The sequence below is a fragment of the Novosphingobium sp. PhB55 genome (genome assembly GCF_004368805.1).
In the GTDB taxonomy this organism is placed as follows: Bacteria; Pseudomonadota; Alphaproteobacteria; order Sphingomonadales; family Sphingomonadaceae; genus Novosphingobium.
In genome coordinates this window covers 441,254-456,873 of the sequence record NZ_SODQ01000005.1, presented here as the reverse complement: position 1 = coordinate 456,873, position 15,620 = coordinate 441,254, and the positions used below count along the sequence as shown (strand labels likewise).

The 15,620-nt window shown below is 66.1% G+C and carries 14 protein-coding genes; 7 read left to right on the top strand and 7 right to left on the bottom strand.

What is annotated here, in order from left to right; genetic code table 11:
• Positions 1–12 precede the first annotated feature (12 nt).
• Entirely contained in the window at positions 13–2,586 is a 2,574-nt protein-coding gene (locus tag EDF57_RS14810; RefSeq protein WP_134094815.1) for a helicase-related protein, read from the bottom strand.
• A 212-nt stretch (positions 2,587–2,798) separates the two neighbouring features.
• Here EDF57_RS14810 and EDF57_RS14805 point away from each other — a divergent pair, with 212 nt between their 5' ends.
• The 5 genes from EDF57_RS14805 (at position 2,799) to EDF57_RS14785 (ending at position 6,911) form a co-directional block, all read left to right on the top strand.
• Entirely contained in the window at positions 2,799–4,385 is a 1,587-nt protein-coding gene (locus EDF57_RS14805; protein ID WP_243841074.1) for a M23 family metallopeptidase, read from the top strand.
• Between the two features lie 83 nt (positions 4,386–4,468).
• Positions 4,469–5,464, top strand: coding sequence for a porphobilinogen synthase (gene hemB, locus EDF57_RS14800; protein WP_132264324.1), 996 nt, complete (start codon positions 4,469–4,471; stop codon positions 5,462–5,464).
• A gap of 4 nt (positions 5,465–5,468) precedes the next feature.
• Positions 5,469–6,035 carry a GNAT family N-acetyltransferase gene (locus EDF57_RS14795; RefSeq protein WP_134094814.1) on the top strand — a complete coding sequence of 189 codons (567 nt, stop codon included), beginning with the start codon at positions 5,469–5,471 and terminating at the stop codon, positions 6,033–6,035.
• 31 nt (positions 6,036–6,066) lie between these two features.
• Entirely contained in the window at positions 6,067–6,630 is a 564-nt protein-coding gene (locus tag EDF57_RS14790; RefSeq protein WP_134094813.1) for a gamma carbonic anhydrase family protein, read from the top strand.
• A complete protein-coding gene (locus tag EDF57_RS14785; protein ID WP_134094812.1) occupies positions 6,630–6,911 on the top strand; it encodes a DUF167 domain-containing protein in 282 nt (93 codons plus the stop codon). The genes EDF57_RS14790 and EDF57_RS14785 overlap by 1 nt, the downstream gene beginning before the upstream one ends.
• Before the next feature lie 34 nt (positions 6,912–6,945).
• Here EDF57_RS14785 and EDF57_RS14780 read toward each other — a convergent pair whose 3' ends face one another.
• The 5 genes from EDF57_RS14780 to EDF57_RS14760 form a co-directional block, all read right to left on the bottom strand.
• Positions 6,946–7,341, bottom strand: a complete 396-nt coding sequence (locus EDF57_RS14780; RefSeq protein WP_134094811.1) for a group II truncated hemoglobin — start codon at positions 7,339–7,341, stop codon at positions 6,946–6,948.
• Between the two features lie 84 nt (positions 7,342–7,425).
• Entirely contained in the window at positions 7,426–9,018 is a 1,593-nt protein-coding gene (locus EDF57_RS14775) for a cisplatin damage response ATP-dependent DNA ligase (RefSeq protein ID WP_134094810.1), read from the bottom strand.
• Between the two features lie 193 nt (positions 9,019–9,211).
• The gene (locus EDF57_RS14770; protein ID WP_134094809.1) at positions 9,212–10,216 is read right to left on the bottom strand and encodes a ligase-associated DNA damage response exonuclease; all 1,005 of its coding nucleotides are present in this window, start codon (positions 10,214–10,216) and stop codon (positions 9,212–9,214) included.
• 93 nt (positions 10,217–10,309) lie between these two features.
• Complete coding sequence (clpA, locus tag EDF57_RS14765; protein WP_132264336.1) at positions 10,310–12,679, bottom strand: ATP-dependent Clp protease ATP-binding subunit ClpA; 2,370 nt, start codon at positions 12,677–12,679, stop codon at positions 10,310–10,312.
• Between the two features lie 159 nt (positions 12,680–12,838).
• The gene (locus EDF57_RS14760) at positions 12,839–13,057 is read right to left on the bottom strand and encodes a DUF1192 domain-containing protein (RefSeq protein WP_132264338.1); all 219 of its coding nucleotides are present in this window, start codon (positions 13,055–13,057) and stop codon (positions 12,839–12,841) included.
• Positions 13,058–13,146: 89 nt separating this feature from the next.
• Between EDF57_RS14760 and EDF57_RS14755 the strand changes: the two genes are divergently transcribed.
• Both EDF57_RS14755 and EDF57_RS14750 read left to right on the top strand, forming a co-directional pair.
• A complete protein-coding gene (locus tag EDF57_RS14755; protein ID WP_134094808.1) occupies positions 13,147–14,148 on the top strand; it encodes an NAD(P)H-quinone oxidoreductase in 1,002 nt (333 codons plus the stop codon).
• Between the two features lie 189 nt (positions 14,149–14,337).
• Positions 14,338–15,057: a DUF1013 domain-containing protein gene (locus EDF57_RS14750; RefSeq protein WP_132264341.1), complete on the top strand. Its 720-nt coding sequence runs from the start codon at positions 14,338–14,340 to the stop codon at positions 15,055–15,057.
• 136 nt (positions 15,058–15,193) lie between these two features.
• Here the strand turns inward: EDF57_RS14750 and EDF57_RS14745 are convergent, their stop codons facing one another.
• Positions 15,194–15,616 (bottom strand): polymer-forming cytoskeletal protein, encoded by a 423-nt coding sequence (locus EDF57_RS14745; protein WP_132265263.1) that lies wholly within the window; start codon positions 15,614–15,616, stop codon positions 15,194–15,196.
• Positions 15,617–15,620: the final 4 nt, after the last annotated feature.

Genomic DNA, 15,620 nt, shown 5'->3' with positions numbered 1-15,620 from the left:
TCTTCCTCCCCGCTATCTGCCCAGCAGTTCGCCCAGCGCCGCGAAGGCGCCGTCCGTGCGCTGGGGTGCCTCGCGAACTTCCTCGGCCTGGCGCCGCGGCGGACGCCAGCGCCAGCGCACCGGCGCGAGCGGTCCGTGCGCGCCTTCCGCCAGAGGCCGGGGCATCATCGCCTGGAATCCGCCGAAGCGCAGCAGCCTTGCATAGCTGCCCGTGGTGAGTCCCATGGACACGGCCCTTGCGGGATCGATCGAGAACGAGCGCGAGGGCCCGCGATTGCCGCTGCTGTCGCTGCCGACACGGGCCTCGTGCGCCTCGCGCAGAAGCTTTTCCACGATATCCAGGCGGACCAGCTGCTTGCCGAGGTTCCTGTAGCCTGGTGCCTTGTGGCGCTTGGTGGCATCCATCGTCGGCGGCATGGCAGCGTCCGGTTCGCCGCCGGGCACGGAATGGCCGGTGATCCGCGCCAGTTGCCGCCAGAGTGCGATGGGCGCGGGCCGCAGCATGGCGGGCACGAACAGATCCAGCGCGCCCACGCGAACCCCCAGCTTGGCCAGAAGGGTGCGCCGGCCCTTGTCGAGCCGGTCGACGCCAGAATCCTCGCGCGCGATCATGCCGCCGCGATCGACCAGGGTGATCAGCAGGGCGCGCAAGTCCGGCCCCGCTTCCTCGGAACGGCTTGCCTCGTCCAGCTTGGCCAGCGGAGCCAGCGGTTCGAGCGCGCTTTCCACCCAGGTCTCGAGCGCTGCGACCAGCGCCTTGCGGGCAGGGGCGGGAACCGCGTCGAGCAATCGGTCCGGCACGAGCACCGGTGCAAGCAGCGAGCGGCCGGGGGTGAGGGCGGCGATGCGCGCGCCTTCCCAGTTCAGTGCGCCGTTCTCCAGCGCCAGCGGCGCCACGCCTTCGTGCACGGCGGCGGTCAGGGCATCGGCGCGAGACTGGAGAAGGCCCGGCAGGTGCCGTTCGGCCGCAGCCAGCAGGAGCTTGCGGTCGGACAGCCGGGCCGCAGGATCAACCTGGAAGGCGAAGCCGTGGAGGGAGCCGATATGCTCGCCTTCGACCAGCACTTCCTCGTCTTCGAGGCGGACCGAGAGCAGTCCGGCATCGGGGCCGAGTTTCTTCATGAGCACAGCCGTCCTGCGGTTGATGAATCGTTCGGTGAGTTTGCCATGGAGAGCATCGGAAAGGCGAGCCTCGACCGCGCGTGCGCGTGCAGCCATTTCGTCGCGGGCCAGCACCCAGTCCGGCCGCTGGGCGATATAGGCCCAGGATCGAATGGCGGCGATGCGGCCCTGCAGGGTGTCGATATCGCCGCCGGTCAGGTCGAGCCTGGCGATCTGCTGGGCCATGTAGTCCGCGCCGAGTTCGCCGCTGCGCAGATCCTGCCAGAGCCGCGCGACGAAGCGCGAATGCGTTTCCACGCCCTGCTGACGGAAGTCCGGCAGGCGGCAGACTTCCCAGAAACGGCGGACCATGGCGTGTCCGTGCAGGCTGTCCATGACCGTGCCGTCATCGGCAAGGCGCTTGAGCACGGCCAGGTCGATGGCTTCGGGCGCCAGCACCAGGCCGTCCCGGTCGGGCGGAGTCTCCAGATCGGCGATCAGGGTGGCGACGCTGTCGAACCGGGGTTCGGGATCACGCCAGAACAGCTTGGTCAGCGGGGGGAAGCGATGTTCCTCGATCGCATAGACTTCGTCGGGCTCGAACTCGGAATCGTGTCCGCCGGACCCGGTGAGGGTGCCGAAAGTGCCGTCCGTCTGGTGGCGCCCGGCGCGCCCGGCGATCTGGGCCATTTCCGAGGTCGTGAGTCGCCGGTGCCGCTGGCCGTCGAACTTGGAGAGACCGGCGAAGGCGACATGCTCCACGTCGAGGTTGAGGCCCATGCCGATGGCATCGGTGGCGACGAGATAGTCGACCTCCCCAGATTGATAGAGTGCGACCTGGGCATTGCGGGTCTGCGGGCTGAGCGCGCCCATGACCACGGCCGCGCCGCCCCGGAAACGGCGCAGCATTTCGGCAATGGCGTAGACCTGCTCTGCGGAAAAGGCGACGATCGCGCTGCGCGGCGGAATGCGCGAGAGCTTCCTGGCGCCGGCATGGGTGAGGGTGGAGAAGCGCGGCCGGGTGACCACTTCGACGCCGGGGACCAGCGCTTTCACCATGGGTTCGAGCGTGGAGGAGCCCAGGATCATCGTCTCCTCCCGGCCGCGGGCATGGAGCAGGCGGTCGGTGAAGACGTGGCCGCGTTCGCGGTCTGCGGAAAGCTGCGCTTCGTCTATGGCGATGAAGGCCAGGCTGCGCTCCGTCACCGGCATGGCTTCCACCGTGCAGAGCAGGTAGCGCGCGTCCTTGGGCTCGATCCGCTCTTCGCCGGTGATCAGGGCGACGCTCTTCTCACCCTTGATCTTGCAGACCCGGTCATAGACTTCGCGCGCAAGCAGGCGGAGCGGGAAGCCGATGGCACCGCTGGAGTGGGCGCAGAGACGCTCTATCGCGAGGTGAGTCTTGCCGGTATTCGTGGGACCGAGCACCGCCTTCACCCCGCTGGGGGCGTCGTTTCGCGACGAGGCATGCCGGTCGTGAACCATTATGCGGAGGAATGTGGCATCCCCTCCAGCCCCCCGCAAGTCTCGGCTCATCGAAAACAGGGGTGAAAATCCACAGTGTTAGCTGCAGATTAACCTTGAAGGGGCAGAACGTCGCCACTTAGCCATGCCGCCTGCGGGATCGGGCCGGCGCACGCAGGCGATTTGCAGCACTTCCGAGGGTATGCCGGAAGTGGTCGCGGGGAAGACTCGATTTGTTCAAGGCACTCGATCAGGCCGGGGATCACGCTGGAGGAGCAACCGCGCGCGTCGCGGCGCTTTCGCATGACCAGATGATTGCCGAGGCACCGGCCAGGCCGCCCGTTCTCGCGCGGTGGAAGCGCGGGATCGAGCGTTGGTGCCATGAAGTGGAGATCGCTCCGGACCTCGCATCGGACATCGGCAGCCGCCGTTGGTATCGCGGTCTCGCCACGATGCTGGGGCTGAGCGCAGCCGCAATTGCGCTCTGGCCGGACTTCTCCGCAGTGGAAGCCGCCACTACGTCGCCGATCGCGGCGCGCAGCCGGGACGAATTTCGCAGCCAGACCATTTCTCCCTTGGCGCTCGGTGCCGACAGCGGCCGCCACATGGGTGCCAGCCCGCTGGTGCGGCCGCTGGCGAATGTGCCGGAGCGGCCCTCGATCCAACTCGTATCGACCCTGGGGCAGGGCGACAGCTTCGCGCGCATGCTGGAACGTGTCGGCGTGGGCAGCGCGGACGTCTCGCAGATTTCCGGCCTGATCGGCCAGGCCGTTCCGGTCGGGGATCTCTCCTCGGGAACCCGATTCGACATCACCATGGGCCGCCGTCCGGCGCCGAACTCCCCGCGGGCGCTCGATTCGATGGACTTCCGCGCTCGCTTCGATCTCGACCTTTCCATCGAGCGCGGCCCGGCCGGGGCCTTGTCGCTCGTGCGCCATCCCATTCGCGTGGACGAAACCCCGCTGCGCATCCGCGGCACCGTGGGTTCCAGCCTCTACCGCTCGGCGCGCAATGCCGGGGCTCCGGTGGGCGCGATCCAGGATTACCTGCGGGCGATAGACAAGTATCTCAGCCTGGAACGCGATATTTCCGCGCAGGACCAGTTCGACATCGTCATCGGCTACAAACGCTCTGCCAAAGGCGAGCGCGAAGTGGGCAACTTGCTCTATGCCGGGCTCGACCATGGCGGAAAGCCGCGCGTCCAGCTGCTGCGCTGGGGCAAGGACGGCGAGATGATCGCCTCGTCCGCGCTCACCCAGCCTCAAGGCGCGCCGGGGGGCATGCCGGTGGCGGGACACATGACGTCGCCTTACGGCAAGCGCCGCCATCCGATCCTCGGTTTCGTGCGCATGCATGCGGGCATCGACTATGGCGCGCGCTATGGCTCGCCGATCTATGCGGTGGCGGACGGTGTCGTGAACTTCGCCGGTCGGCACGGCGGCCACGGCAACTACGTTCGCCTGAGTCACAGTGGCGGGCTGGACACCGGCTATGGCCACATGAGCCGGATCGCGGTGAAACGCGGAGCCCGGATCAAGGCGGGGCAGGTGATCGGCTATGTCGGCTCGACCGGCCTTTCTACCGGACCGCATCTTCATTTCGAAGCCTATCGCGGCGGCCATACGATCAACCCCGCCGGCCTCCGCTTCGTCTCGCGTCCGCAGATCGACGGCAAGGAGAAGGACGCCTTCAGGGCCAGGCTGGCCGCGCTCATGGGCGTTCAGCCGGGCGAGGCGCTCGGCACAATCGAGGGGCCCGTCGAAGCGTCTCCGGATATGCAGCGCGAGATCGACCGGCTGGCGCCCAAGCCCGCCGAGTGAGCAGGCGGCCCATGACAGGTCGTCTCGCCTAGGACAGTCCGTCTCATTGAACCGGCTGGGCTTTTGCGGCAATCACTCCGGCCATGACCGGAGCATATCCCCACACCCGCCTGCGCCGCGCGCGCGCCACGGCCTGGAGCCGCGCCATGCACCGCGAGACGGTGCTGACCCCCGCCGACCTGATCTGGCCGGTTTTCGTGACCGAGGGCGAGGGCGTCGAACAGCCCATCGCTTCGCTGCCCGGCGTGTCGCGCTGGTCGGTGGACCTCCTGGTCGAGCGTGCGAAGGAAGCTGCGGACCTCGGCATTCCCTGCCTGGCGCTGTTCCCGGATACCCAGCCCGAGCGTCGCAGCGACGACGGCGCCGAGGCGCTCAATCCTGACAACCTGATGTGCCGCGCCTTGCGCGCCATCCGCGCGGAACTCGGCGATCGCATCGGCCTGCTGACCGACGTGGCCCTCGATCCCTATACCAACCACGGGCAGGATGGCCTGCTCGGCGATGACGGCTACGTGCTGAACGACGAGACGATCGAAGTGCTGGTCGGCCAGTCGCTGAATCAGGCGCGGGCCGGCGCGGACATCATTGCCCCCTCCGACATGATGGACGGCCGCATCGGCGCCATCCGCGACGCCCTTGAGGACGAGGGCTTCGTCAATGTCCAGATCATGAGCTACGCCGCGAAGTATGCCTCGGCCTTCTATGGCCCGTTCCGCGATGCCGTGAACACGCGCGGCCTGCTGAAGGGCGACAAGAAGACCTACCAGATGGACCCGGCCAACACCGAGGAAGCCCTGCGCGAGGTCGAGCTGGATCTGGGCGAGGGTGCGGACAGCGTCATGGTCAAGCCGGGCTTGCCCTATCTGGATATCGTACGCCGGGTGAAGGACACCTTCGAGGTTCCCGTCTTCGCCTATCAGGTCTCGGGCGAGTACGCGATGATCGAGGCGGCGGTGGCGGCCGGCGCGGCGGACCGCGATGCCATGGTGCTGGAAACGCTGCTGGCCTTCAAACGGGCCGGTTGCTCGGGCGTGCTGACGTACCACGCGGTCCATGCCGCGCGCCTGCTGCGGAAATGACGTCATGACCGATTTCCGCCTGGAAACGGATCGCCTCGTGCTGCGCAACTGGCAGGCGGGCGATATGGCGCGCTTCGCCGAAGTGACCAACACGCCCGACGTCATGCGCTGGCTCGGCGGCGTGATGGACGAGGAGCGGCTGGCGGCCTCGGAAGCCCGCATGCTGGGCTTTCACGAGACATATGGCCACACCTTCTGGATCGTCGAGCGCTTGGCCGACGGCGGCGATCTCTCGGGCGAGATGCTGGGCTTCTGCGGGCTGAAGAAGATCGACGCCCCGGGCGCCTCGTTCCTCGGAGCCTTCGAGATCGGCTGGCGTCTGCGCAGCGACGCGCACGGAAAAGGCTATGCCAAGGAAGCGGCCCTGGCATCGCTCGATGCCGGGTTCGGCACTTTCGGGGCAGAAGAGATCTTCGCGATCACCGTGACCGGCAACGAAGCGAGCTGGGGCCTGATGCGCCGGCTGGGCATGCGCCGCCGCGAGGATCTCGATTACGACGATCTGCGTTTCGAGCCACCCTTGCGCCATACGATCGTTTATTCGATCACGCGCGAGGAATGGGCCGCATAGACGAGCCCTATCGAGACGCGGGGGAGAGAGCATGATCGACAGCCGAACCGATATCACCGTCGCCGCCATTCACGGCAAGGCGCCGCGCATTCATTCGAGCGCGTTCATTGCCCCCGGCTGCCGCATCATCGGCGATGTCGAGATCGGCCCGGACGTCAGCATCTGGTACAATTGCGTGATCCGCGCCGATGTGAACCGGGTGGTGATCGGTGCGCGGACGAACGTTCAGGACGGCTCCGTCATTCACTGCGACAGCCCAAAGCCTGTCCGACCGGAAGGCTATCCCACCCTGATCGGCGAGGACGTGCTGATCGGGCACATGGCGATGGTCCACGGCTGCATCCTGGAGGATCGCGCATTCGTCGGTCTCGGGGCGATCGTCATGGACGGCAGCCACATCGAATCCGACGGCATGCTGGCGGCGGGCGCGCAGCTTACCGGCAAGCGCATCGGCGCAGGGCAACTCTGGATGGGGCGACCGGCGAAGTATCTGCGGGACCTGGAACCAGAAGCCATCGCTGCGAACCAGGCCGGCGTGCAGGGTTATGTCGTGAACGGCCGCCTCCATGCCAAGGCGCTGGGCCTTACGCCCTGATGGCCAAGCCAAGGATCGCCTTGCCGCCGGCCGCGGTGCTCCGCGACCTGATCGATTCCGAAAGCCGGCTTGCCGTGCGGGTGACGCCGGGCGCGAAGATGGAAGGGCTGGAGATCGCGGAAGGCCGTCTGCTGGTAAAAGTCCGCGCCAAGCCGGAAGATGGCAAGGCGACCGAGGCGGTGCGGGTTCTGCTGGCGGCAGCCCTGGGTTTGGCGCCGTCCCGCCTGGCCTTGTTGCGCGGCGCAACTTCGCGCGAGAAGCAGTTCCACGTGGAACTTTGACGGCTTCCATCGCGGAAAAACCGCGGCAACACCGCTAGCGCGCCATGCTCCGGGCCATGCGGGTCAGCACGTCCGTCATGGCATTTGCGACATTCTCGGGCTGCGGCGAGACCTCGGCGATGGCGCGGGCCATGGCCTCGGCCCATTGATCGGCGGTGGTGCGGTCGATCGGGAAGTCCCGGTGCAGGCTCATCATGCATTTGCCGGGATTGGCTTCGAACCAGTCACGCGGGCCGCCGGCCCAGGCCGCCAGAAACCGCGGGAGGGACCGGCGCATCGGCGCGAGATCCTCGGCATGCATGGCGCGAAGCTGCGCATAGGCCGGGTCCTGCTCCATCAGGTCGTAAAAGCGATGGGCAATTGCCTCGAACGCCGGAGCGCCGCCGAGCAGATCGTGCGGCGTTGCAGGGGTCTCGGGTTGTTTCGTCATGATCGGCTCTTTCGGCGGCTTGTCCGGGGGCAGGGGAGAGCCTCAGGATATAGCCGATCTGTTCCACGTGGAACTTGATCGCGGTCAATCGCGGACCATTGCCTTCAGAGTCTCGATCCGGTCTGCCTCATGCGCGGGCTTGTCCATGCGGATCCGATGAATTCGCGGAAAACGCATGGCAAGCCCGGACTTGTGGCGCTTGCTGAGGTGGACCGAATCGAAGGCGACTTCCAGCACCAGCGACTTGTCCGTCTCCCGCACCGGGCCGAAGCGATTGACCGTATGATTGCGCACATGCCGGTCCAGCCATTTCAGCTCTTCGTCAGTGAAGCCGAAATAGGCCTTGCCCACGGGGAGCAGTTCGGCGCCGGCATCCGGGTCGCCGTCCCAGCAGCCGAACGTGTAGTCGGAATAGAATGAGGATCGCTTGCCGCTGCCGCGCTGGGCATACATCAGCACACAATCGATCAGCAGCGGATCGCGCTTCCACTTGTACCAGAGCCCGGTCTTGCGCCCGGCGACGTAAGGGCTGTCGCGCCGCTTGAGCATGACGCCTTCGATGGCATCATCCCGCGCCCGCTCGCGGATCGCGGCGAGTTCCGCGAAGTCCGCAGCCGGGATGACCGTGCTCAGGTCGAAATGCTGCGGGTCAAGCCGGGCCGCCAAGGCTTCGAGTCTAGCCCGGCGATCGCGCCAGGGGAGGGTGCGCAAATCCTCGCCTTCGACGATGAGCGCATCGTAGAGACGCACGAACGCGGGAGATTCCGCCAGCATCTTCTTCGAAACGGTCTTGCGGCCCAACCTCTGCTGAAGCGCATTGAAGCTGGCCGCGCCGCCTTCCTCGCCGCCCTGGTGGATGCCGCGCACCAGCAACTCGCCGTCAAGCACGGCGTCGAGGTCGAGCGCAGAGGCGATTTCGGGAAAAGTGCCGGAAATATCGTCGCCGGAGCGGGAATAGACCCGGGTATCCCCTGCAACCCGCACCACCTGCACGCGGATGCCGTCCCATTTCCATTCGGCCGCATAGTCCGCCAGGTCGAGCTGGGCATCCTCCAGCGGATGGGCCAGCATGAACGGCCGGAACAGCGGCAGGTCATCGGAGGAAGGCGCGGCGGCGCCATGGGCCGCCCAGTCGAACAGGGCGCTGTAAGGCGCCTGCTGACCATGCCAGTGCTCCTCGACATCCTCCACCGAGACGTCGAAAGCCTGCGCGAAGGCGGTCTTGGCCAGGCGGGACGAAATCCCGATCCGCATGGCTCCCGTCGCCAGTTTGAGCAGGGCATAGCGCCCTTCGGCGTCGAGACGGTCGAGCAGGCGCGGCAGTTCGGCCATGACATTGGCGCGAGTCATGCGGGTGAGCGCGTCGACAGCTTCGCTTACGGTCGGCGGATCGGGCGGAGCATCCGGGGTGGGCCAGAGCAGGCTGGCGGTCTCCGCCGAATCGCCCACGTAGTCGCGGCTCAGCGTCCAGAGCACCGGATCGATCCGCTCGCTCATCAGGTTGCGGATGGTCGAGCTTTTCACGGCGGGGAAGTCGAGCCCGTCGGTGAGAGCCGCCAGGGCCCATCCGCGGTCCGGATCGGGAGTCTCGCGCAAGTAGTCCGCCAGCAGCTTGAGCTTGGCGTTGCGGCTGCGGGTGTAGACCAGCGAGTCGATAAGGGCGGCGAAACGCTCCATTTATGAAGGCACGCGGAAGCGCGGTGGTGCAGCGAAGAGAGCGCCCCGTTCGCACAAAGGCGCAAAGGCGCGAAGAGGCAACGTTCGCGGGGAATCCACTCTCGGATCATGTGCTTGCGCATGGCGCGATGCCGGAAAGCGGAAGCATGCCTGCGACGCGGGGCATCCTGCTGTCGCCTCTGCGGGAGTCCCGTCAATCATCTTCATCCTCGTATCCCACCAGCGCCAGTGCCCGCGCCCGGCGCTGGTTGAGTTGGCACCAGCGCAGCATCGCTTCCTCGCGGCCGTGCGTTATCCAGGTCTCGGCCGGATTCACGTCGATCACCGTCTGAGTCAGTTCGTCCCAGTCCGCATGGTCGGAGATCACCAGCGGCAGTTCGACCATGCGCTGGCGGGCGCGCTGGCGTACCCGCATCCATCCCGAAGCCATGGCGGTGACGGGATCGGGCAGGCGGCGGCTCCAGCGGTCGTTGAGCGTGGAAGGCGGCGCGACCACCACTCGGCCGACAAGGTCTGCCTTCGTGACGTCACTGACGAGCCGCAAGTTGCCGAGATCGACGCCCAGTTCTTCATAAAGGCGGCACATGCGCTCCATCGCGCCGTGGAGATAGATGACGTCATGATGTCCTGCGCGGCGCAGCTCGGCGATCAGGCGTTGGGCTTTGCCGAGAGCGTAGGCGCCCACCAGCACGCAGCGTTCGGGATTGGCGGCGAGGGCGGCCAGCAGCTTGGCGATCTCATGTTCTACGGGCGGGTGGCGGAACACGGGGAGGCCGAAAGTCGCCTCGGTGATGAGGATATCGCAAGCCGTCACTTCGAAAGGCGGGCAGGTGGGATCCGCCCGGCGCTTGAAGTCGCCGGTGACGATGATGCGCTCGCCCGCGTGCTCCAGCAGGATCTGCGCAGAGCCCAGCACATGTCCGGCCGGGATATAGGTTGCGGACACGCCGCCGCGCAGGCTCAGGGTCTCGTGATAAGCCACCGGAACGGCGCCTTCGGAAGTTGCGTAGCGCAACTTCATGATCGCGAGGGTCTCCGGGGTGGCGACGGTCTCACCATGACCGCCGCGGGCGTGGTCGGAATGGCCGTGAGTCACCAGGGCGCGGTCGACGGGGCGGGATGGGTCGATCCAGCAATCGGCGGGGACGACGTGAATTCCCCAGGGTTCGGGTCTGATCCAGGAGAAATCGCGGGCCATGCATGAAAAATGGGGCGGGAACCGCGTGGTTCCCGCCCCCTCTATTTCGTCATCCCGAATCAGGTCCGGGATGATTGGCCGTGACGACCCGGTTCAATCGTCGGCATTGGCTTCCGACGGCGGCCCGGGCTTCTTCGCCGACTTCTTGGCGGCGGGCGCCTTGCGTCCCTTCACCATCTTGGGCGCGGCGGGCGTCAGTTCGAAGTTCAGCCCGTCATCCTTGACGGAAACATGCACTTCGCCGCCGTGGTTCAGCTTGCCGAACAGCAGTTCCTCGGCCAGCGGCTGCTTGACCTTCTCCTGGATGACACGGCCCATCGGACGCGCACCGTAGAGCTTGTCGTAGCCGCGATCGCCCAGCCAGGTGCGCGCGTCGGAGTCGAACTGGATATGGACGTTCTGGTCGGCCAGCTGCAGTTCCAGCTGGAGGATGAACTTGTCCACCACCCGGCTGATCGTGTCCTTGGCGAGGTAGGCGAAGGGCACGATGGCATCGAGACGGTTGCGGAATTCCGGCGTGAACATCTGCTTCACCGCCTCGTCCCCGGCATCCGCCTTGGACGTGTCACCGAAGCCGATGCCTTGGCGTGCCATGTCGGATGCGCCCGCATTGGTGGTCATGATCAGGACCACGTTGCGGAAGTCGACGGTCTTGCCGTGGTGGTCCGTCAGTCGGCCGTTGTCCATCACCTGAAGCAGGATGTTGAACAGGTCCGGGTGGGCCTTCTCGATTTCGTCCAGCAGCAGCACGCAGTGCGGATTCTGGTCGATCGCGTCCGTCAGCAACCCGCCCTGGTCGAAGCCGACATAGCCCGGAGGCGCGCCGATTAGGCGGCTGACCGAGTGACGCTCCATATATTCCGACATGTCGAAGCGCTTCAGCTCGATGCCCATGATCGAGGCGAGCTGGCGGGCGACTTCGGTCTTGCCGACGCCGGTGGGGCCGGAGAACAGGAACGAGCCGATCGGCTTGTCCGGATCGCGCAGCCCCGCGCGGCTGAGCTTCATGGCGGTGGCGAGCACGCCGATGGCCTTGTCCTGGCCGAACACGACGCGCTTCAGATCGCGTTCGAGATTCTCGAGCGCCTTCTTGTCGTCCGAGCTGACCGACTTGGGCGGGATGCGCGCCATCGTGGCGATCACCTGCTCGATTTCGCGGGCGGTGATCGTCTTCTTGCGGCGGCTGGGGGGCACCAGCATCTGCATCGCGCCCACTTCGTCGATCACGTCGATCGCCTTATCCGGCAGCTTGCGGTCGTTGATGTAGCGCGCCGAAAGTTCGACGGCGGTCTTGATCGCGTCAGGCGTGTACTTGACCTTGTGGTGCTCCTCGAAGGCCGTGCGCAGGCCCTTGAGGATCTTGATGGTGTCTTCCACCGTGGGTTCGTTCACGTCGATCTTCTGGAACCGGCGCAGCAGGGCGCGGTCCTTCTCGAAGTGGTTGCGGAACTCCTTGTAGGTGGTGGAGCCGATGCAGCGGATCGTGCCGCCCGACAGTGCGGGCTTCAGCAGGTTCGAGGCATCCATCGCGCCGCCGCTGGTGGCGCCGGCGCCGATCACCGTGTGGATCTCGTCGATGAACAGGATCGCGTGCGGCATCTTCTCCAGTTCGGAGACGACCTGCTTCAGGCGTTCCTCGAAGTCGCCGCGATACCGCGTGCCTGCCAGCAGCGAGCCCATGTCGAGCGAGTAGATCACCGCTTCGGCCAGCACTTCCGGCACGTCACCCTCGACGATCTTGCGGGCCAGACCTTCGGCGATGGCGGTCTTGCCGACGCCCGGGTCGCCCACGTAGAGCGGGTTGTTCTTGGAGCGGCGGCAGAGGATCTGGATCGTGCGGTCCACTTCGGGGCCGCGGCCGATCAGCGGGTCAACCTTGCCGTTCAGCGCCTTTTCGTTGAGATTGACGGTGAACTGGTCGAGCGCCGAATCCTTCTTGCTGGCGTTCTTGGCTTCGGCCTTTTCCTCGGGCGTGGGGGCGTGTTCCTCGGACCCCTTGGAATTGCGTTCTTCCACGCGCTTGCCGCCCTTGCCGATGCCGTGGCTGATGTAGCTGACGGCATCCAAGCGGCTCATGTCCTGCTGCTGCAGGAAGTAGACGGCATAGGAATCACGCTCGGAGAACAGCGCGACCAGCACGTTCGCGCCGGTTACGGTGTCCTTGCCTGAGGACTGGACATGCAGGATGGCGCGCTGGATCACGCGCTGGAACCCGGCGGTCGGGGCGGGATCGCCCTTTTCCTCGGTCTTGAGCGACTGGTATTCCTGATCGAGGTACTGACGGACCACGTCGCCGAGGTCGCCAAGTTCCACGCCGCATGCCTGCATGACCTGTGCCGCGTCCGGATCATCGATCAGGGCGAGCAGCAGGTGCTCCAGCGTGGCATACTCGTGGCTGCGCTCGGAAGCGTGCGACAGGGCCGAGTGCAGTGTCTTTTCCAGGCTTTGCGCGAAACTAGGCATCTAGAAGACTTTCATTTGGGAGGGGGACTCTCCTTGCGGCGGTTTCTGGCCTTGTAGGGGAGTTTGCTGGCCTTGCGAATTTGGCCGGGCTTCGTTTCAACTCATATATAGGGACGCTCCGGGTCCTTGCGAGGTTACCGTGAAGGAGAGTGACGCCGATCATGATTGCTTCGGCCTGAACAGCGCCTCTGCGGCCTGCATATGCGCGGAGGCCTGGTGGCGATGCGCCTTGATGCGGGCTATCTCTGATTCGAGCAGGGCAACGCGTGCGTCGAGTTCGTCCAGCGAAAAGCGATCCAGGCTTTCGCTGGCGAGAAGGCTGGCAGCTCCGAAGTCACCTTCGGGCGACCGCCGCCGCGGTCGATCGTCCTCGTCCATTGCACCGCAGCATCGGACTGTACTTTGGGACTGTCAATGGCCAGAAAATATGTTCCACTTCAAAGTGGGACTGTGGCAACAGGATAAGTATGTTAGCTAACTCACCCTCAATGATGACCGCGATCGGCTTCGAGGCACCCGGCGGTCCCGAGGTTCTCCAGCCCGTAACCGTGCCAGTGCCGGTACCCGGAGCGGGCGAGGTTCTGGTCAAGGTCGCCTTTGCGGGCGTGAATCGGCCGGACGTCGTGCAGCGCCAGGGGAAATACCCGCCGCCGCCCGGCGCATCGCCGCTGCCGGGGCTGGAAGTCTCGGGCCAGGTGGTGGCGCTGGGCGAAGGGGTGACCGAACTCGCGCCGGGGCAGAAGGTCTGCGCGCTGGTGGCGGGCGGTGGCTATGCCGAATATTGCATCGCCAAGGTCGGCACCTGCCTGCCGGTCCCCGATTCGCTCGCCCTGGATGAAGCAGCCGCCTTGCCGGAGACGCTGTTCACCGTCTGGCACAATGTCTTCGAACGTGGCTGGGCGCGGGAAGGGGAGACCATCCTGATCCACGGGGGCACCAGCGGCATCGGCACGATGGCGACGATGCTGTGCCGCCAGTTCGGCGTGACCGTTATCGTCACCTGCGGCTCTCCCGACAAATGCGCCCGCGCACTGGAGATCGGCGCCGATCATGCCATCGACTACAAGGCCGCCGATTTCGTCGAGGAAGTCGCACGGATAACCGAGGGCCGGGGCGTCGACCTGGTGCTGGACATGATCGCGGGCGATTATGTCGCGCGAAACCTCAAGTGCCTGGCGCCGGACGGCCGCCACGTCACCATCGCCGTGCAGGGCGGCGCGAAGGCGGAGATCAATATGGCCGTCGTCATGGCGCGCCGCTACACCCTGACCGGATCGACCCTGCGGCCCCGCACGGATTCCTTCAAGGCGCTGCTCGCCCAGGAGATCCGCGCCAATGCCTGGCCGCTGGTGGAGGAGGGCGCGCTGCGACCGGTGATGGATACCCGCTTCCCCTTGCGGGAGGCGGCTGCGGCCCACGCCCGGATGGAAGCGGGGGATCACGTCGGCAAGATCGTGCTGGAGGTCTGAGCGGCTCCGGCGCGCCTGCCTGGAGGCGTCCGGGCACGAATCGTGCTCGCGGTCAGTCGAGCCGCATGGATAATAGAGTTGCCGAAAGCTAGGCTTTTGCTTGCCGAATGCGCAAAGTTTCCCTAAATCGGCTCTGTACGGCCGCTCCGCGAAGGGGCGGCCCTTATTGTTTCCGCCGGAGATAGAGACATGAGCCAGCCCACTCCGCTGATGCCGCACGCGACCGCCTCCTGGCTGGTCGACACCACTGCGTTGACCTTCGAGCAGATCGCAGAGTTCTGCGGCCTGCACATGCTCGAAGTGCAGGCGATGGCCGACGATCTGGCATCCAGCAAGTACACCGGCCGCGACCCCGTTCGTTCGGGCGAGCTGACGATGGAAGAAATCGAAAAGGGGCAGGCCAACCCCGAATACAAGCTGCGCATGCACAAGGTGCCGGTCACTTCGAACCGCACCAAGGGCCCGCGCTACACCCCGGTTTCCAAGCGCCAGGACAAGCCGGACGGTATCGCCTGGATCCTGCGCAACCACCCCGAGGTGTCGGACGCGCAGATCGGCAAGCTGATCGGCACCACCCGCAACACGATCGCGGCCATCCGCGACCGTTCGCACTGGAACATCGCCAACATCACCCCGAAGGACCCGGTTACGCTGGGCCTCTGCTCGCAGCGCGAACTCGATGCCATCGTGTTCAAGGCCGCGAAGAAGGCAGGCATCCAGGATGACGGCCAGAACGACGAGCGTCTGACGGACGACCGTGAAGCCCTGATCGAGGAACTGCGCGCCGAGCGTGAGGCCGCATCGCGCGCCGCCAGCGAAGCCGCGCAGGAAGCCGAAGTCGCTGCCTGGCTCGAAGCCAAGCGTGCCGCCGAGGCAGCGGGCGAAACGGGCGGAGACCGGGGCGAGTAACCGATCCTGTCGACGCGGTGCGCCGGAGCGATCCGGCGCGCAGCGATCCTTTACCGGAACGAAAAAAGGCCCGCGACAGATGACTGTCGCGGGCCTTTTTGCTGTCTGCCGTCCCCGCCTCGGGGATGCGGGCCGCTTACTCGGCGGCCAGCACTTCCACTTCGGCTTCCGCGGAAGCGTGCGGCAGGCGCGCGAGGGCCGGGGGCATCTGGCCGCCATTGGGGCTGAGCCGGCCTTCGAGGCGCGCGCCCTGCTCGATGGTGAGGGCATCGTAGGCGATGTCGCCGATGATCTGCGCGCTCTTGAGGATCACCACTTCGCGGGCGGCGATGGTGCCGCGCACGATTCCGGCGATGCGGACCGATTCGGCGGAGATTCCGCCGGAGATCTCGCTCTCCTCGCCCTGGACGAGCGCTTTGCAGGTGATGTCGCCGATCACCCGTCCGTCGATATGGAGATCGGCGGAGGCTTCGACATTGCCGGTGAGCGTGATGTCGTTGCCGAGCATCGAGAAGCCCGAGGTCGGGCCGGTGCGGTGGCTGGTGAAGTTCTTGACCATGGTG